The organism is Hyalangium sp. (assembly GCF_045802625.1).
Lineage (GTDB): Bacteria > Myxococcota > Myxococcia > Myxococcales > Myxococcaceae > Hyalangium.
Genome location: NZ_JBJMQP010000086.1, coordinates 1 through 18087 on the forward strand (window position 1 = coordinate 1; position 18087 = coordinate 18087).

The window sequence follows — 18087 nt, forward strand, 5'->3', positions numbered from 1 at the left end:
CCGCCCGTGCAACTCCATGTTACTGATGGTACCTGAAAGCACCTCGTACTTGAGCCCTGTGGCAGGATCAACTGCGTCAACGCCGGTTTTGCTCCAGCGAAGTGCTGGGAATTCGTCTCTCAGCATCTTCTCGACCCACTGCCCCCGGAACATGCGCTCCATGAGCCTGCTCGATCTGCTCGTAGCGCGTGGCCCGATCCACCTCGTGCACCAGCTGCCCCCACCCGTCCATCAAGCTCCACAGCGTGTGCACCGGCAGCCACGCCAGCAGCGCCACCGTCAGCCCCGCCGCGAGCAACTTCGAGGCCGGCTCGGGCAACAGCCACAAGAGCAGGTAGAAGCAGCACGTCCACGCAATCATGGCCACGAGCGCCTGAGGCGACACCATCCCCTTGAGCGCCACGCCCGTCTCCTTGAGTACGCCCTTGAAGGCCAGCGCCAGCCCCAGCGTGCGCAGGTCCTCGCGCGTCAGCGTGGGCCCGTCCGTCAACAACCCCAGGCAATCTCCCCCGCCGTACTCCCGCTGGCACAGCTTCAGGTACTCGCGCTTCAGCTCCGCCGCGGAGCCCGCCTCCAACGGGCTGGCCTCCTCCAACGGCATCAGCCGCACCACCCGCCCATGCTCCACCTCCGCCAGCAACCCGGCCTGCAGCCCTCCCTCCATGAGCAAGCGCCCCGTCTCCATGGGCGGCTCGGAAGAGCGCACCGTCCGTGCCAGCTCTCGCATTGCCCGCTGGAAATCCTCCCGGCGCACCTCCACCGCTTCGGCTTGCCCACTGTCGGCGGTAAGCACATGCAGCTCGTAGCGCGCGGCGGCCAGTTCCGCCTCGTAGGGGTCCACCTCCGAGTACAGCGCTCGCGGCGTACTCGCACAGCCCGTCAACACCGCCATCAGCAGCGCCCCTGCTTGCCGCCATCGCATCCCGCACCTCCAGGAAAGGAGGCATCCACGCTAGGGAAGCGGCAGCGGGCAATCGATGACGCACAGGGTTCCAGGCACGCGCTCAACGTCGCCAGTCCCATGCTCCACGGCCTGTGCGGGCGGCAATGGAGCCAACGCCCCATCACGGGGGCTACCGCCCTGCCCTCTGCGTGCGGGGAAGCGTGAGGATGAAGCGCGTGCCCATGCCCGTTTCCGACTGCACCGCGATGGTGCCGCCGTGGGCCTCGACGAGCTCCCGGACGATGTACAACCCCAGGCCGAGGCTCGCCCTGACCGTGCCCTCCGTCTGAGGCCCGGTTCGAAAGGGCTCGAAGAGCCTGGGCAGCAGCTCGCGCGGGATGGGAGTTCCCTGGTTATGGACCTCCACCTGCACGCTCCCTTCAAGCGCCGAGGCCCGGAGCCGGACCGGCGTATCCGGAGGGCTGTACTTCAGCGCGTTCTGAAGCAGGTTGGCGAAGACCTGCGCCAGGCGGGCCGCATCCCACTGGCCACGCAGGTCGCCTGAGTATTCCTCCTGGAGGGCTCTCTCCGGAGCGCCGGTCCTCGCCTCCTCAACGGCCTCATGGCAGAGCACCTGGAGGTCCACCGCCACCAGGACCACGGGGATGCCCGCGCCAAGGCGGGCCCGGGTGAAGTCCAACATCAGATGGGTGACGGACTCCATGCGCCGGGCACTTCGCTCGATGCGGTCGAGCGTCTTCACCAGCGGGCGAGCCTCCTCCTTTTGCATCAGCGTGCGGGTGGCCAGCAGGAGGGCCGACAGCGGGCTGCGCAGATCGTGGGTGACGATCCCTACGAGCTGCCGCTCGAACACCATGGCCCGGCGGGTGGCCCGCTCGTTCCGGATGAGCGTCCACATGAGCCCCGCGGCCAGCACAACGGCGCCGAGCACGATGGCCCACGTCAGATCGATGGCGACATCGACGGCTCGAACATTGGCCTCCTCTGCCTGCTCGAGCTCTGCCTGTTCCAGCGAGATGAGCCGGGCGATCGTCGCATCCAGCAGCCTTCGCCTCGGCAGGAGCTCGGCCCCCACATGGCTGGCGAGCTGCTCCAAGGGGGCCCCGCGCTCGCGATCCTCGACGAGCCGGATCGAGCGCTCCTCGAGATCGAAAGAGAGCTGGCGGATCTCCCGCAGAAGCGCCTGGGCCTCGGGGTGGTTCGCGTTGAGTTGCTCGATGCTGGCCAGGAGCGCGCGGAAGCGCATGCGCACCTGCTCGATTTCAACGCGCTGGCTCTCCTCTGCGGAGAGCAGGTAGCTGCGATACATGGAGGCCGCCCGCTGGCTCACGGCGTCCAGCTCCTGGGCTCTGAGGAGATCCTGAACCTGCTGACGAAACACCTGATCCTTACTCGTCGCTGCCCAGTGCAGCAGGAGCAGGGAGGTGATGCCCAGGATGAGCACCAGGGCGCTCAGCGCCAGGATTCCACCGATGGCCTTCTTCATCAGCCTCCCCCGCGGTTCGGTGCACCGCTCCATCCGCGGCGCTGTGGCCTCCTCGGCCGAGCCTCTCGCCCCGTGAGCTCAGTCGGGATCCATCTCATCGTCGCCTGAAGGAGCACCGGGCGCCGCGGCGGGCAGGCGCAGCAGGGACCACGGCTCCCCCGCCTTCCAGGCCACCTCGCCGGACAGGCCCCAGCCGCCGCGCACGGCCTCCCGGCCCTCGTACTCCAGCCAGAACACCGCCTCGTCCGGCCGGGCCGCCTGATCCAGACACACGATCCGGGACACCGGGCGGTGGCCCTCGCCGCCCAGCGACACCGCGAACGCCTTGTGCGAGTGCCCGCACAGCACCCACCGCGGCCGGATCGTGTCCACCAACCGCCGGGTGATGGGGTTGCCAATCCAATAGGACGGCAAGGGGCGCGCGGTGGGCAGGCCCTCGTCCCGCGCCCGCTGAACGATTCCCCGAGGCCACTCGTGCACCAGCAGCAGATCCACGTCCCGCAGGCTCGAGACGCTCTCCACCTCGGGCGCCCGGAAGTAGCCCGCCTGCTTCGCCGTGTCGAGCGACGTGGGCCGCTTCAGCGGCTGCTCGAAGAACCGGGGGGCGTGAATTCCGGACAGGTACGCCACGCGCAGCCCCTGGAGCTGCCGCATCCCCGCCCGTCCCAGGTAGTGCACGTTCGGCGCGAGCTCGAAGCCCTCCCGCCCGTCGTGCAGCGCATCGAAGTCCTCGTTGTTGCCGGCGATGAAGTACAGCGGCCGCTTCATCCGCCGCAGCCCGTCCGCGTACTCGGCGAACTCGGCCGGCATGCCGCGCTTGGCCGCCTTGCGCCGGTGATCATCCGCGCGCCGGAACGCCTCTACATCGCCCACCGCCAGCACCAGGTCCACGGGCCGACCGCGCGCCGCTTCCAGGGCATCCATCCACGCCTCCACCCGGTGGAAGCGACCATGGATGTCTCCCACGCCGACCACGAGGAGGGAATCTGGAGGCATCGTCCGCCCTTGAAACTGCCGCGCCCCAACCCCTATGTCGAGAACGATTTCCCCTACCTGTGCAGAAACAGTGAAAAGCGAAAATAATGATGGGGACGCCCCTCTCGGAACGTCCCCAGGAAGCTCAGGCCTTTAACCCCGTCACTGGCAGCCCAGCGGGTAGGTGATCTCGACGTAGGCCCCGGCCGCAGGCGCCGCGCCCGCGTCGAAGAGGACGGAGTTGGTCCCGGCGTCGTAGTGCCACCCGGCGGTGACGTCCGCGCCGTTCACCCGCACCCCGATCTTCGAGGGGTCCGACGGCAGGTCCGACAGGGGGAAGTTGCGCTTGGGCCCGAAGGTGCTGTCCGAGAGGTTCTCGAGCGAGCCGGACCAGTTCGGGGTGCAGATGCTCTCCACCACGCCGCCGGTGTCCTCGGCGAGCTGGATGTAGCGCAGGCCCGAGCTGCTCGCGGTAGCGCAGGTGGACAAGTCCCTGGGGCCGACGATGGCCGAGATGCTCAGCTTGCTGGGATCATTGTCCTTCAGGGACCGGAAGTACGTCTCATAGAAGGACACCGGCTGCGTGGAGAAGTCCTCCTCGTCCGAGATGAAGATGATGGCCAGCCGCGCCTCCGGGCGGAGGAACCCGCCGTTGCCGTCCCCCTGCTGCGGGGTGCGCGGATCATCCAGGCTGTGCAGCAGCGGCTCGGACAGAGCGTGGTAGGCCCCATCCAGGCCCTGCTCGTTCCAGTGGCACACGCCCACGTGGGTGTTATTGGCGAACACCGCCCCCGCGTTCGGCGTCTGCGGAGTGATGATGCGCGGGCTGGAGCCGTCCACCGGGAAGAGCCGGCCGTTCTCACCGCCCTCGGCGCCGCCGGGGCACTGCGACCAGCCACCGGAGGAAGGATCCAGGCCCGTGGTGGTGACGCCGATGTGGTAGTCCACGCCGGACTCGAGCGCCGCGCTCATGAAGGACGAGAAGTTGGCGCCCAGGCTCTGCTGCTCCTCCATCATGGAGCCCGAGTTGTCGATGACGAAGAGCACGTCCACCTTGGCGCCCATCTCCTGGACGAAGGAGTCGGTCTTGTCCGCGTTCTGCGCGGCCTGGCCCACGAGGCTCGCCGTGTAGACGGCGTCCTCGCCCAGATCGAAGCGCAGCGCCGCCAGATCCTGCCCCTCATCCGTGGGCGCGTACTTCGCGTGCACCTTGAAGTTCGCCCCGGCCTCCATCGTCACCGGGAACGAGGCCTCGCTGGAGACCTGGAACTCCTCGGAGTCACGCTCCAGCTTCATCCCCTTCACCGTGATGGGCCCGGCGCACTTGTTGTAGGCGATGAGATCCCGCGTGTGAGGCTCGCAGGTCAGCTTGGCGAGGCCGAACTCCACGTCCGTGGGCTGCAGGGTGAAGCAGCCCTGCACGCCCTCGCCCTGCACGGTCCACGTGGGGTGGCCCGCGGTCGTGTGGTTCACCCACGCCTCGGCCAGTCCGCCGAAGGTGGCCTCCGCATCCGGCTTGAACCGGACGAGCAGCCTGGAGCGCTCCCCCGGCTGCAGCACGGAGCTCTGCACCGGCGCGGCGCTGAAGACCGCATCCGAGCCCGCCGCGAGCTGCATGGAAGACAGGTAGCACGCCGTGGTGCCCGTGTTGCGCAGGGACACCCCCAGCGCCACCTCCGAGCCCACCGGCACCCGGCCGAAGTCCAGCACCTGCGGCGTCAGCGCGTACTGGCATGGCGGGAAGATCTTCCCCGTCCCCGTCAGGGACACGCCGTCCGTCGCGGAGGAGTTGCCCAGGCGCGTCGTCACGGCCATCCGCGCCGCGCTCTCACCCGCTCCCGCTCGCGGGGCAAAGGTGACGCCCACGAAGGCGGACTTGCCGGGCTCGATGGGCAGGCTCGCCGGCGCCTGCGCCAGCGTGAAGTAGCCCCCCTTCACCGCGTCGATCTTCAGATCGCCCAGCAGCACCTGGCCGGCGCAGTGGTTGGTGACCTCCACCTGACGAGTGGCCGACATGCCCTCCGCCACCTCGCCGAAGTCGAGCGCCCTCGGCTGCACCCGGATGCACGAAGAGCCGCCCATGCCCACCAGGGCCACCTTGGGGCCCGGCGCCGTGGAGTTGGCCGTATGGACCTGGATCTCCACGCGGCCCTCGGGGACCTGCCCCTGCGCCTTCGGAGTGAAGGCCACTCGGATCTCCGCCGCGTCCCCGGGCTTGAGCATGTGGTTGGTGGGCACCTGCGCGCTCGTCACGCTGAAGACGCCGGCCGAGTCGCTGATGATGCTCGCGCCCGTGTACGTCATCGGCTCGGTGCCCTGGTTGCGCACCATGACGCTCTCCTCGGCGGTGGCGCCCAGGGCCACGAGCCCGAAGTCCAAGCGCACCGGGGAGATCTCCAGCTGGGACGCGATGCCCGTGCCCGTGAGCGGGACCTTGGCGGGCTCACACCCGTCACACACCGCCACGTGCACCTCCGCCACCGCCGAGCCCAGCCGCGACGGCTTGAAGGCGATGGGGATGGACCAGTCCTGGCCCGCCTTCAGCACCACGTCCTTGCTGCTCAGGCTCGAGGAGAACTGATCGACGTCCGCGCCCGTCAACTCCAGCCGCAGTGGGCTGTCCACGCTGGTGGGGTTGTGGAGCACCAGGTTGCGCACCTCCACCGTCTCCAGGGAAACATTGCCGTAGTTGAGCGCCTGGCTCTTCACCTCGACCCAGGCCTTCACGCCCTGGCCGGAGAAGGGCACCTGAGCGCTCTTGCCCTCCGCGTCCGCGTCCGTGAAGAGCTGCACCACGCCCTGCACCGCGCCCTCCACCTCGGGGGCGAAGCGCACCTCCACCTCATGCTCACCGCCCGCGTCCAGCTCGAAAGGCTCGAAGGGCACCACCTCCACGTTGGCTACGCTGACGGTGGCGCCTTCCACGCGCAGCGGCGCCCGGCCCTCGTTGGCCAGCCGGAGCTTGGCCGTCTTGGATGAGCCCACCGCCGCCGGGCCAAAGTCGAGCACCTCGGGCCGAGCCGCGAACGCAGCCCGAGCGCCCCTGCCGCTGGAACTCTGTCGATCACACCCGGCGGCCGCCGCCGCCACGCACGCCATCGCCGCCAGGAATCGCCACCCACGTGCCCACATAGTCGCCGCCTCCCGAGACTGCGTCGGGGTCAGCTGTTGCAACGGGAATGCCCATGGTGAGAAGCCCAGGAGTCGACAAGGCAAACGGCTAGCCCGGCGTGGGTAAAAACCCGGACCACGGGTGGAAAGAAAGTACCCTGGACCCGGGTCTCTGAAATTCTTTCCGGACTGCCCTGCCCGACACGGAAGAAACCGTCCCTGCTTTACGTGCCTGGCCGCCCTAGCGGTTTGGGCGCTGGAACCAGCAGCTTGCCGAGCAGGCCCGTTCCCCAGAGCACACCTCCCACGCACACCGCCGCACCGAGGAGGGCCAGGGGCGCCACCGGCTCGGCGAGGAAGAGCGCGCCCAGCACCCACGAGAAGGCGGGTGTGAGTTGTGAGCCTACGCCTCCGAGCGCCGTGCTCACATGGCCCATGGCGTAGGTGAAGAGCATCTGCCCCGCCGTGGAGCTGATCCCCATGGCGAGCAGCACGAGCGAAGTCTGCGCGGTGAGCGGCCGCCAATCCGCGAGGGCGAAGGGCAGACCGACCAGCAGCCCGAAGAAGCAGAAGGAGAGGAACACGGTGGCCGCGTCCGTATCATTGCGCAGGGCGCGCAGGACCACGACGGCCGCACCGCTGAAGACGGCCGAGAGCACACCGGCCCACGCGCCCACGCCGAACGCGAGCGTCGGCGTCTCCAGGGAGGTTCCCCAGATGACGAGCCCCGCGCCCACGGTGGCGGCCACGAGCCCCCCGAGCAGATTCCCGCTGACGCGCTCGCCCAGGAAGAAGAAGCCGAGGATGGCGCCATAGATGGGCCAGCACGAGTTGAGCAGGACAGCGGGCCCCACGGCGAGCCGATCGATGCAGACGAAGTAGAGGTAGACGGAGGTGCCTCCAAAGATGCCGCGCAGCGCCCACAACACCGGCCGCCCGAAGCGGGGCTTGCGCCGCATGGCCGGGAAGTAGCCGGCCAGGAACACCAAGCCCACGGCGAAGCGGCCGCACACCACCTGGCCCACGGACAGCTGGCCCGAGAGCATCCGGGCGAACAGCGCCATCACCGCGAACAAGAAGCTGGAGAGGACGAGCAGCGGCAGGCCACGCCAGCGCTCGGGGAGGACGAAGCCCGTCATGGGAGTGGGGGCACCCTACTTCACTTTGAAGGCCCTGCCGATGCCCCCCCGTCCTCGGGCCCCCCATCTGGCTGGCCCGCATCAGGGCGCACTCCGCCATCCCGCCTCAAGAACGCCGGCAGGGGCGCCACAGGCTCGTCGCTCCCCACTCCTATCTTGGAGTAAGGAACCGGCTCCGCAAAAGACTCCTGGGTGCCGGCATCACTTGGCCCAAGAGGCCCATTCGGTTCACCATCGAACCGGCGGCGGAGGATGCGCCCGTCCGCGCTGATGGCGTACTCAACTCCTGAGTCAAACATGATCAGCTTGGGCTTGCAGTACTCGGGGTTTCCGTCAATGCGAACGAAGACAATATCCCCCTGACGAATGACCCGATACAGCTGCGCCTCTTGCCTGTCCCAGCACTGCCGCTCCTTGGACTGCGGAGGAATGAAATCATTCGCGGCAATTGCAATGGCACGGAGTGTCACGCCATCCAATTCATACAATTGCCCTTGCTTGCCAACTGTGATCGGGAAGCGCTCATAGAACTTAGGAAAGACGATAGACGTATCTTCTTCCAGTCTCTCTGGTGCCGAGGAGGAGTTTCGCAAGCAACTCATGAGCAGCATCGCGGCCAGGAGAGGGAGTTTCCTCATGGCATCGCCCCCTTGGGACACGGCGCACGCATCTCCTCAATCGAGAACTGCATATCACCCTCCAACCATATGACACGGCCAGTCTGCTCGCAACCCCATCCCTCCCGCTCATGAGTCCACTTCAATATCTGACTGGTTGCAGGGATGTACTGATAGAAGCCGTCACAAGTCGGGGCACTACGATTATTCGAGAAGAACACCACAGTGGAAAGCCTGGTAACGCCATCTTTCGTCTCGCTCTCAAAACCATGGTCGTGCACTTGCGAGACAATATACTTGACATCATCGGGAGAAACAGGATCGTCAAACAGATGATTGTGAAGCGCACAAATGTACTTGATGCTCTCAGGAGGGTGTCGCCGGTCCTCCACAACCGGAGGCAGGTGACACGTCTTTCTCCTGTTGGCAGGATCCACTCTTGACTGGTCCGTCAGCTTGCTGAGCTCATATTTCTGGTCTGGCGTGTAATAAATCCAAGCACAGTATTCACTCCCGACTCGCCAATATATGTCAAAATTTGGCTGATCCCTGCGCCCAGCGACCGCGTTCGGCTTCACGATAATCTTATCACAAGCAGCAAGCAGGGCATCCTGAACAGAGTTGAATGACTTGAGCAGTGGCCCCGGAATCTTCTCCAGATATGGCTCGTCGGGTCCGGGCCTCACAATGTCCTGATCGATAACTCCCGGTGACGAACAACCCAATGCGAGCAACAGCAATAAGCCTTGTCTTATCTGTTTTATCAAGAGCATCGCGCAACCCACCCTTTGAGTTTGAGTTTCCGGCTCGCAAGTTCAGCGTCTGCGAGGCGGGATGCGGTTGACAATGTTGTATTCTCCGTGCGCACAGAAAGACCAATTACTGAAGAGCGCTTGCCACTGCTGTAAGTCATACGACTTATGAACGAAATGCCCGTCGCTCGGCTCGCCCCCCTCCTTGTTGACGATCAGCGCATCTAACGCAATTCGGAGTTCATCAACGGAATTCGGAGTTCATCAACGGTTCGTGGCGTGCATGGCTGGGATGCTGCGACAACCACGGGCGAATGCACCTTGTCTAGCCACGGTCCTCTTACAAGACCAACTAGGAGTTCATGCGCTCGGCTGTAAGCAATCTTCTCTTGATAGAGCACCAAGTGCTCGAACAGCAGGTCGGGAGAAATGGGCATCTGCAAGTTTCCTCTTCCGCCTATTATGCCGCTACAGAGGAACCCCCACCACATGCCTCATCCGGAATTCCCGGGTTCCGAAGAACGCTAAGTTCCCGTTTTCTCGACCGGCTGCCTGCCTCCTGCGCCGAAATCTCCTCAAGAGCCGGGGTGTTCTTGCACTCTCACCTGCCCACCGTACGAAAGTGCACCACCGGAACGCCCTTTCAGTGCTAGACCGCGCGCACACTATGTCCGAGCCCGACGTCATCACCATCCGTGGAGCCAAGGAGCACAACCTCAAGAACGTCTCGTTGGAGATCCCGAAGAAGAAGCTCGTGGTCTTCACCGGGGTGTCCGGTTCGGGGAAGAGCTCGTTGGCCTTCGACACCCTCTACGCCGAGGGCCAGCGCCGCTACGTGGAGAGCCTCTCCGCCTATGCCCGCCAGTTCCTCGGGCAGATGGAGAAGCCCAAGTACGACACCCTCCGCGGGCTGTCTCCCACCATCTCCATCGAGCAGAAGGCGGCCAGCAACAACCCGCGCTCCACCGTGGGCACCGTCACCGAGGTGCACGACTACCTGCGCGTGCTCTACGCCTCCATCGGCGTGCAGCACTGCCCCAACTGCGGACGCAAGGTCGGCAAGCAGAGCGCGCAGCAGATCGTCGACGAGATCCTCAAGGCCCCGGCCGGCTCCAAGGTACAGCTGCTGGCGCCCATCGTCAGCAACCGCAAGGGCGAGCACAAGGATCTGCTCGTCGAGGCGCAGAAGCGGGGGTTCTCGCGCGCGCGCATCGACGGCAAGCTCAAGAGCCTCGAGGAGAAGATCGAGCTCGACAAGAAGTCCAAGCACGACATCGCGCTGATCATCGATCGCCTGGTGCTCAAGCCGGACCTCCGCACGCGGCTGACGGACTCGGTAGAGACGGCGCTGCGCGAGGGCAAGGGCACGATGATCGTCACCGAGGATCCGGAGACGCCCAGCGCCGACCGCATCATGAGCGAGCTGAACGCGTGCCACTTCTGCGGCCTGTCGTTCGGCGAGCTGACGCCGGCCTCCTTCTCCTTCAACAACCCGCAGGGCATGTGCACCGACTGCAACGGCCTGGGCACCAAGGCAGAGATGGACCCGGACCGGATCGTCCCGGATCCCTCCCGGAGCGTGCGCGACGGCGCCATCGAGCCGTGGGCCAGCGGAATGAACAAGGGCGAGGGCTGGACGGCGGACTTCGTGGAGAGCCTGGCCAAGGCCTTCAAGATCGCCCTGGACGTGCCGTACGCCAAGCTGTCCGAGCGAGAGAAGAAGACGCTGATGTACGGCTCGGACGGCAAGACGTTCACCGTCGAGTGGGGCGAGGGTGGCCGCTACAAGATGGAGTGGGAGGGCCTGGTCCACAAGCTGATGCGCAGCTTCAAGACGACCACCTCCGAGTCCATGCGGACGTACTACCAGAAGTTCTTCAGCGACAAGCCCTGCCCCACCTGCCACGGCGAGCGGCTGAAGCCGGAGAGCCGCGCGGTGCTGGTGCACGGGCACTCGCTGGTGCAGCTGAGCAAGCTGACCATCTCCGAGACGCTGCGCTTCCTCACGGACACGAAGCTGACGGAGAACGAGCGGAAGATCGCCACCGAGCTGCTCAAGGAGATCCGCAGCCGGCTGTCGTTCCTGGTGGACGTGGGGCTGGGGTACCTGACGCTGGATAGAACGGCGTCCACGCTGTCGGGCGGAGAGAGCCAGCGCATCCGGCTGGCCTCGCAGATGGGCAGCGAGCTGACGGGCGTCATCTACATCCTGGACGAGCCCTCCATCGGCCTGCACCAGCGCGACAACGGCAAGCTGCTGACCACGCTCAAGCGCCTGAGGGATTTGGGCAACTCCGTCATCGTCGTGGAGCACGACGAGGAGACGATGGAGGAGGCGGACTGGATCGTCGACTTCGGCCCCGGCGCGGGCGAGCTGGGCGGACAGGTGGTGGCCCAGGGCACGCCGGCCCAGGTGATGAAGGACGAGGACAGCCTCACGGGCGCGTACCTCTCGGGGCGCAAGGAGATCGAGATCCCCGAGCAGCGGCGCAAGCTGGGCAAGCAGAAGATCAGCATCCTGGGGGCTCGGGAGAACAACCTGAAGGACCTGGACGTGGACATCCCGCTGGGCGTGCTGGTGGCCGTCACCGGCGTGTCCGGCGCGGGCAAGTCCACGCTGATCAACGAGATCCTCTACCCGGCGCTGGCGCGGCACCTGTACGAGAGCCGCGAGGTTCCAGGCCGGCACAAGACCATCCAGGGCATGGAGCACCTGGACAAGGTGATCGACATCGATCAGCGGCCCATCGGGCGCACGCCGCGCAGCAACCCGGCCACGTACACGAAGGTGTTCGATTCGATCCGCGAGGTGTTCGCGCTGACGCCCGAGGCGCGGGCGTTCGGGTACACGTCGGGGCGCTTCTCGTTCAACATCAAGGGCGGGCGCTGCGAGTCGTGCGAGGGCGACGGCGTGAAGCTGGTGGAGATGCACTTCCTGGCGGACGTGTACGTGCCGTGCGAGGTGTGCCAGGGCAAGCGCTTCAACGAGGCCACGCTGCGGGTGCGCTACAAGGGGAAGAACATCGCCGAGGTGCTCGAGATGAGCGTGCGCGAGGCGATCCAGCACTTCGGGGCGCACAGGGACATCATGCGCGTGCTCCAGACGCTGGAGGACGTGGGCCTGGGCTACATCCGGCTGGGGCAGAGCTCGCCGACACTGTCAGGCGGCGAGGCCCAGCGCATCAAGCTGGCGCGAGAGCTGGCGCGGGTGGCCACCGGGCGTACGCTCTACATCCTGGACGAGCCCACCACGGGCCTGCACTTCGAGGACATCCGCAAGCTGCTGCTGGTGCTGAACCGGCTGGTGGAGGCGGGCAACTCGGTGCTGGTGATCGAGCACAACCTGGACGTGATCAAGAGCGCGGACTGGGTGATCGATCTGGGCCCGGAGGGAGGCTCGGGCGGAGGCAAGCTGCTGGCGGTGGGCACGCCCGAGGACGTCTCCAAGGTGGAGGACAGCCACACCGGGCGCTACCTGGAGCACGTGCTGAAGAAGGCGCGGCGGCAGCGAGTAGGCCAACGGGTGGAGGTTCTCAGCCCACCGCCCACATGGAAGCCGGACGAACCGCAAGCGCGGGTTTGATAGAGAGTGCTATGATGGGAGGTCCGAATGCTCACACGCCTTCTCATCGAGAACTTCCGCTGCTTCGAGCAGGCTGTCACCCTTGAGCCGGGGCCACTCGCACTCCTGATCGGGCCAAACGGAGCGGGGAAGAGCACCATCTTCGATACCCTCTGGAACATCCGCCAACTCGTCGTTTCTGGAGAAAGTGCCTCGGAGCTATTTCCAGACTCAACGCGGACACGCTGGGGACGGCAAACCTCGCAGCACTTTGAACTTGGGTTCCGCGGGCCTGATGGTGACTACACCTACCGGCTCGCAATCCGTCACAGCAAACATACCAACAACGGCCATGTTGAGCGCGAAGAGATTCTCTACGAACGGAAGTCGCTCTATGCGTTTTCCCGGGAAGAGGTCACCATTTATGCGGATGAGAAGGGTGGGACTCACCGCTTCCCCACGGGCGACAAGCTCTCACCGCTCTCGAATCTCCCACGCAACCTCCGCTCGAAGCGCTTGGCTTGGGTCATCGACCGCATCTTCCGTATCTGGGTGTTCCGTCCTGTTCCATCAAAGCTGACCTCCTTTACCAAACAGCACAGCGGCGACTTCCTACAGCCAGACTTTGCCAACTTCGCCTCGTGGCTCCTGGCAATGCACAAGGCCCGTCCCAGGCTCAGGAGCACGCTCAAGCAGAGTTTGCGGATCGTGCTTGAGGGGTTCCTCAATTACAATTTCGCGCCCCTGGGAAAAGAAACCAACATCCTGATGTTCCTTTTCTCCTCGCCACATCGGCGTTCAGAACTCCTCCCCTTCAGTTTCGAGGAACTTTCGGAGGGCCAGCGCGCGCTGGTGGTACTCTACACACTCCTTCATGCCGTTCCAGACGACGCCACTCTCTGCATAGATGAACCTGAGGAATTCCTCTCCCCGCGTGAAATCCAACCTTGGCTCAACCTCCTCATGGAGAAGACAGAGGGTGGCGGTCAGGCGCTTCTCATCTCGCACAATCGAGGGCTGATTGATCTCCTCGCTCCCTCAAACGGGCTTCTGCTCGATCGCCCCAACGGTGGGCCAGTTCAACTCATGCCTGTGCCTACGGACGAAAGCGGGCTCCCCATCTCCGAGTTGCTAGCGCGTGGGTGGCTCGAATGAGTGGCCGACGCGTGCAAGTCGTGGTTCTCTGCGAGGGATTCAAGGACTACCGGTTCGCCTACAAATGCTTGGTGACTTGTGGCTGGAGGCGGGATCAAATTGCCTTCAACATCTCTCCCTCTGGGAAGGAGTCTGCCTTCACCTACGTACTCAATCACTACTCTGCGGAGGTCCAGGCCAATCGCAACGGGAAAAAGAAAGAGCGAGCCTTATTCGTGCTCATCGACGCGGATAAACAACCCGAGGGGGGCCGGGAAAACGAACTCGCCAAGCGCCTTGATGCCGCAGGATTGAAGCCAAGACAGGCAGGAGAGCGAATCGCATTCTGGGTACCGCGGCGTCACCTCGAAACTTGGGTGCATTTTCTAACTCGCGCAGAGGCAACCGAGCAGGCGGACTACAAGGATGGGCCGCACCGGGTCAAGGAGCGTGAGTACATGCCCGCAGCGGAGCGGTTCGCGAAGATTCTCAAAGGGCGGCAATCTCTCCCGTCTGGAGCGGTCCCATCCCTCAAGAAAGCAGTGGCTGAGTTTGATCGGCTTCGGAGAGTTCCGAGTAAAGGCTCGAAGCGCACCATGCGCAAGCGATAAGCATTGATCGGTAAACGAATGCGGGCGAATGCCTCCGCCTGCGGCACCGTACGGCCAGCCTGGACATCTGCATCCCTCTGCTCGCCCCAAAGCTCCTCGGAATTCCGACAGTCCAGGGGCCTTATCGGACCTGGGGTGGACGTGGGCCTGACCGCTGCGGTAGGCACGGAGGCTCCCGTCCTTGAACCTCCCCACTCCCGCCGAGACGCCCCGCATGGCCAACACCTCCTCCGCGCCGAGCAACCGCTTCCCGCCGCAGATCCCCTTCATCATCGGTAACGAGGCGTGTGAGCGCTTCAGCTTCTACGGGATGCGGAACATCCTGATGATGTTCCTGCTGGACTACCTGCTGAAGAACGTGAACCCGGACACCACCGCGCGCGAGGCGATGGCCAAGGAGCACTTCCACCTCTTCATGTCCGGGGTCTACTTCTTCCCGCTGTTCGGCGGGTACCTGGCGGACCGCTTCCTCGGCAAGTACCGCGTCATCTTCTGGCTGAGCCTGCTGTACTGCCTGGGCCAGGCCTGCCTGGCGCTCTTCGTGGACAACGTGTACGGCTTCTACACGGGCCTGCTGCTCATCTCCCTCGGCTCGGGCGGCATCAAGCCGTGCGTCTCCGCCATGGTGGGCGATCAGTTCACCGCCGAGAACAAGCACCTGGTCAAGCGCGTGTTCGCCATCTTCTACTGGTCCATCAACCTGGGCTCGTTCTTCGCCTCGCTCTTCATCCCCAAGGCGCTCCAGTGGTGGGGCCCCGCAGTGGCCTTCGGCATCCCGGGCGTGCTGATGTTCATCGCCACCCTCATCTACTGGTCCGGCCGGCACCACTACGTCATGGTCCCGCCCACCGGCAGCAACCCGCACTCCTTCCTGCGGATCGTCTTCTCGGCGCTGGGCAACCTCCAGCAGCGCACCCCGGGAGGCGGCTGGCTCTCCGCGGCTCGCAAGGAGCACCCCGAGGAGGCCATCGAGGGCGTGCGCGCCGTCTTCCGCATCAACCTGCTGCTGATGCCCACCATCCCCTTCTTCTGGATGCTCTTCGATCAAAAGGCCTCCACCTGGGTGGTGCAGGCCAAGGCCATGAACCTGGACTTTGGCTGGTTCTCCTTCAGCCCCAGCCAGATGCAGGTGGTCAACCCCGCGCTGGTGATGGTCCTCATCCCGCTCGTCACCACGGTGATCTACCCGGCGTTCCAGCGCTGGGGCTGGGAGCTGACGCCGCTGCGCCGCATGCCCCTGGGGCTGGTGATGGGAGCGCTCTCGTACGTCGTCGCCGGCTATTACCAGGTGGTCCTCGAGGGCGGCACCCAGCTCCACGTCGCGTGGCAGCTGCTGCCCTACGTCATGCTCACGCTGGCGGAGATCCTCGTGTCCACCACCGGCCTGGAGTTCGCCTACACCCAGGCCCCGCGCGAGATGAAGAGCGTGGTGCAGAGCCTGTGGCTGCTCAACTCCACCCTGGCCAACGTGGCGGTGGCCATCGCCGCGCGGCTCAACATCTTCGCGGGCTCGGCCCAGTTCTTCTTCTACGCGGGGCTGGCCGCGCTGGCGGGCGTGGGCCTGGCGCTCATGTCGAGCCGCTACAAGGTCCGCGACTACTACCAGCAGGTGGCCCCCCTCCCCGTGGGCGAGCACGCCGCGCCCAGCCTGGCCGCCAAGGGAGCGTGAGCGGCCGCGTACTCCGCGTGCAGGGGCCCGCTCGGATGGAGCGCTTGACAGGTTGTGGGGTGACCGATTCGATGCGCCGCCCATGTCCGCCTCGCCCTCCACCGCAGAGACGCTCCCCTCGGGCCCGGTGTCGTCCGAGCTTGGGGTGAAGGCCTCCACGCCCTCGCAGGGGCACCCCCGCGGGCTCTACATCCTCTTCTTCACCGAGATGTGGGAGCGCTTCAGCTACTACGGCATGCGAGCCCTGCTCGTGCTGTACCTGCTGAACTACCTGCAGTTCCAGCCCGAGCACTCCTCGGTGGTGTACAAGTGGTACACGAGCCTCGTCTACCTGACGCCTCTGATTGGCGGCTACCTGGCGGACCGGTTCGTGGGCCCGCGCCGCTCCATCATCGCTGGCGCGGCGCTGATGTCCGTGGGCCACTTCCTCATGGCCTTCGAGCCGCTGCCATTCTTCTACACGGCCCTGGCCTTCCTCATCATCGGCAACGGCTTCTTCAAGCCGAACATGTCCACCCTGGTGGGGAAGATGTACCGGCAGGGCGACGCGCGGCGGGACGGCGCCTTCACCATCTTCTACATGGGCATCAACCTGGGGGCCTTCCTGGCGCCGCTGGTGTGCGGCTGGCTGCGGCAGAACATGGGCCCCACGCCCGGCATGGGCTTCCACTATGGCTTCGCCGCCGCGGGCGTGGGCATGGTGTGCGGCCTGGTCATCTTCCTGTTCGGCCAGAAGCACGTGATGCGCGCCGTGGAGGCCGCCGGCAACCTGTACGAGGTGGAGCCTCAGCGGAGCCCGGGCCACCCGGGCCGCTCCGCTGCCGCCGAGGAGCCGGACGAGAAGGTGCCGGGCACCACGGGTCTGGGCGGCACCCTCACCCGGCTGTTCCCTCCCCTCCTGTTCGCGATCGCGGTGGCCGTACCGGCGCGCTTCCTCTACCTGGCGGCCACGCATCAGGCGCAGTGGATCAACGTCATCATGCCCGTGGCCTTCGGGGCCATCAGCGCGTGGATGGGCTTCACGCTGCTCACGGTGAAGGGGGCCTCGCGGGACAAGAGCACCGTCATCTTCGTGCTCTTCACCTTCTCGGTCCTCTTCTGGATGGCCTACGAGCAGGCGGGCAACGCGCTCAACGTCTGGGCCGAGTACAACACCCGGAAGGCCGGGCTGGGCCTCGAGGTCTCCGCCGAGTACTTCCAGGCGCTGCCCGCGGTCTTCATCATGCTCTTCGCGCCGCTGTTCGCGATGCTGTGGACGGGGCTGGCGCGCCGGGGCCGGGAGGTCTCCAGCGCGGCGAAGCTGGTGATCGCCATGGTGCTGATCGCCGGCTCGGATGTGGTGATGGTGGCGGCCGCGACGTCGGAGGACGCCACCGTCACGCGGGTTGCGCTGGCGAGCGTGCCGGAGGAGATCCAACTCGAGGGGCTGAACGCGGGCCGCTTCAGCTACGATCCGGCCACCCAGGAGCTGTCCGTGCGCGGCGTGCTGGCCCCCTTCGCCGTCACCAGCGCGCTGGCGCCCACGGTGGAGCCGGCGTACCTGAAGCAGGTGGATGCCCTGGAGGCCGCCTCGGAGAAGGCCTCCCCGGAGCACCCCATCACCTTCCAGTTCGAGCGCCTGCCCTCGGGCTACGCCTTCCCTCTCACGGGTGAGCCGGGTGAGGGCCTCGTCAGCCGCTGGGAGGAGCAGACGCGCTCGGTGACGCTGGTGGCCAGCCTCACCGCCGTGGCCCGCTCACGCCTCGTGGGCGCGGGCGCGAAGCCCGAGTGGCGCCAGGCCATCACCACCCTGGCCGAGAAGAGCCAGGCCGCCCGCGTCAGCGGCCTGTGGCTGGTGCTCAGCTACCTGCTGGCGGTGCTCGGGGAGCTGTGCCTGTCCCCGGTGGGCCTCTCCATGGTGACGAAGCTCGCCCCCGCCCGCTTCGCCTCGCTCTTCATGGGGGTGTTCCTCATGAGCAACGCCGTGGCCCAGTACGTAGGCGGCAGCCTGGGCGAGATGTGGGGCCGCGTCGTCCCCACCAGCTACTTCGCCATCTTCGTCTACACGTCCGCGGTCGGCGCGGCGGTGCTGCTCCTGCTGCAGCGCCCGCTGCGGCGGCTCATGCATGACGTGAAGTAGCGGCGGCG

The 18087-nt window shown here is 65.8% G+C and carries 12 protein-coding genes; 5 read left to right on the top strand and 7 right to left on the bottom strand.

Annotated features, from left to right (window positions below; translation table 11 throughout):
• Positions 1–76 precede the first annotated feature (76 nt).
• The 7 genes from ACJ8AT_RS16065 to ACJ8AT_RS16095 all read right to left on the bottom strand — a co-directional run bounded on the left by ACJ8AT_RS16065 (position 77) and on the right by ACJ8AT_RS16095 (position 9005).
• Positions 77–922, bottom strand: a complete 846-nt coding sequence (locus tag ACJ8AT_RS16065; protein WP_407738612.1) for a hypothetical protein — start codon at positions 920–922, stop codon at positions 77–79.
• A gap of 151 nt (positions 923–1073) precedes the next feature.
• Entirely contained in the window at positions 1074–2390 is a 1317-nt protein-coding gene (locus ACJ8AT_RS16070) for an ATP-binding protein (protein ID WP_407738613.1), read from the bottom strand.
• Positions 2391–2468: 78 nt separating this feature from the next.
• On the bottom strand, positions 2469–3386 hold the full coding sequence (locus ACJ8AT_RS16075) for a metallophosphoesterase (RefSeq protein WP_407738614.1): 918 nt from the start codon (positions 3384–3386) through the stop codon (positions 2469–2471).
• Positions 3387–3527: 141 nt separating this feature from the next.
• Positions 3528–6497 (bottom strand): choice-of-anchor D domain-containing protein, encoded by a 2970-nt coding sequence (locus ACJ8AT_RS16080; protein ID WP_407738615.1) that lies wholly within the window; start codon positions 6495–6497, stop codon positions 3528–3530.
• Positions 6498–6700: 203 nt separating this feature from the next.
• A complete protein-coding gene (locus ACJ8AT_RS16085) occupies positions 6701–7615 on the bottom strand; it encodes a DMT family transporter (protein WP_407738616.1) in 915 nt (304 codons plus the stop codon).
• Positions 7616–7635: 20 nt separating this feature from the next.
• The gene (locus tag ACJ8AT_RS16090; protein ID WP_407738617.1) at positions 7636–8253 is read right to left on the bottom strand and encodes a hypothetical protein; all 618 of its coding nucleotides are present in this window, start codon (positions 8251–8253) and stop codon (positions 7636–7638) included.
• Entirely contained in the window at positions 8250–9005 is a 756-nt protein-coding gene (locus tag ACJ8AT_RS16095; protein ID WP_407738618.1) for a hypothetical protein, read from the bottom strand. Before ACJ8AT_RS16095 ends, ACJ8AT_RS16090 begins: the two co-directional genes overlap by 4 nt.
• Positions 9006–9651: 646 nt before the next feature.
• On the opposite strand from ACJ8AT_RS16095, the gene uvrA reads away from it, so the two are divergent.
• The 5 genes from uvrA to ACJ8AT_RS16120 all read left to right on the top strand — a co-directional run bounded on the left by uvrA (position 9652) and on the right by ACJ8AT_RS16120 (position 18079).
• On the top strand, positions 9652–12567 hold the full coding sequence (gene uvrA / locus ACJ8AT_RS16100; protein WP_407738619.1) for an excinuclease ABC subunit UvrA: 2916 nt from the start codon (positions 9652–9654) through the stop codon (positions 12565–12567).
• A 27-nt stretch (positions 12568–12594) separates the two neighbouring features.
• The gene (locus ACJ8AT_RS16105) at positions 12595–13701 is read left to right on the top strand and encodes an AAA family ATPase (RefSeq protein WP_407738620.1); all 1107 of its coding nucleotides are present in this window, start codon (positions 12595–12597) and stop codon (positions 13699–13701) included.
• A gap of 11 nt (positions 13702–13712) precedes the next feature.
• Positions 13713–14291 (top strand): hypothetical protein, encoded by a 579-nt coding sequence (locus ACJ8AT_RS16110; RefSeq protein ID WP_407738621.1) that lies wholly within the window; start codon positions 13713–13715, stop codon positions 14289–14291.
• 214 nt (positions 14292–14505) lie between these two features.
• Entirely contained in the window at positions 14506–15960 is a 1455-nt protein-coding gene (locus tag ACJ8AT_RS16115) for a POT family MFS transporter (RefSeq protein ID WP_407738659.1), read from the top strand.
• Positions 15961–16042: 82 nt separating this feature from the next.
• Positions 16043–18079, top strand: coding sequence for a peptide MFS transporter (locus ACJ8AT_RS16120; protein ID WP_407738622.1), 2037 nt, complete (start codon positions 16043–16045; stop codon positions 18077–18079).
• Positions 18080–18087 lie beyond the last annotated feature (8 nt).

Excerpts from the sequence above, each read along its gene's own strand:
- ACJ8AT_RS16115 (WP_407738659.1), top strand. The coding sequence starts at position 14,506 with ATGGCCAACACCTCCTCCGCGCCGAGCAACCGCTTCCCGCCGCAGATC.
- ACJ8AT_RS16095 (WP_407738618.1), bottom strand. The coding sequence starts at position 9,005 with ATGCTCTTGATAAAACAGATAAGACAAGGCTTATTGCTGTTGCTCGCA.
- ACJ8AT_RS16080 (WP_407738615.1), bottom strand. The coding sequence starts at position 6,497 with ATGTGGGCACGTGGGTGGCGATTCCTGGCGGCGATGGCGTGCGTGGCG.
- ACJ8AT_RS16090 (WP_407738617.1), bottom strand. The coding sequence starts at position 8,253 with ATGAGGAAACTCCCTCTCCTGGCCGCGATGCTGCTCATGAGTTGCTTG.
- ACJ8AT_RS16105 (WP_407738620.1), top strand. The coding sequence starts at position 12,595 with ATGCTCACACGCCTTCTCATCGAGAACTTCCGCTGCTTCGAGCAGGCT.
- ACJ8AT_RS16085 (WP_407738616.1), bottom strand. The coding sequence starts at position 7,615 with ATGACGGGCTTCGTCCTCCCCGAGCGCTGGCGTGGCCTGCCGCTGCTC.
- ACJ8AT_RS16070 (WP_407738613.1), bottom strand. The coding sequence starts at position 2,390 with ATGAAGAAGGCCATCGGTGGAATCCTGGCGCTGAGCGCCCTGGTGCTC.
- ACJ8AT_RS16065 (WP_407738612.1), bottom strand. The coding sequence starts at position 922 with ATGCGATGGCGGCAAGCAGGGGCGCTGCTGATGGCGGTGTTGACGGGC.
- uvrA (WP_407738619.1), top strand. The coding sequence starts at position 9,652 with ATGTCCGAGCCCGACGTCATCACCATCCGTGGAGCCAAGGAGCACAAC.
- ACJ8AT_RS16120 (WP_407738622.1), top strand. The coding sequence starts at position 16,043 with ATGTCCGCCTCGCCCTCCACCGCAGAGACGCTCCCCTCGGGCCCGGTG.
- ACJ8AT_RS16075 (WP_407738614.1), bottom strand. The coding sequence starts at position 3,386 with ATGCCTCCAGATTCCCTCCTCGTGGTCGGCGTGGGAGACATCCATGGT.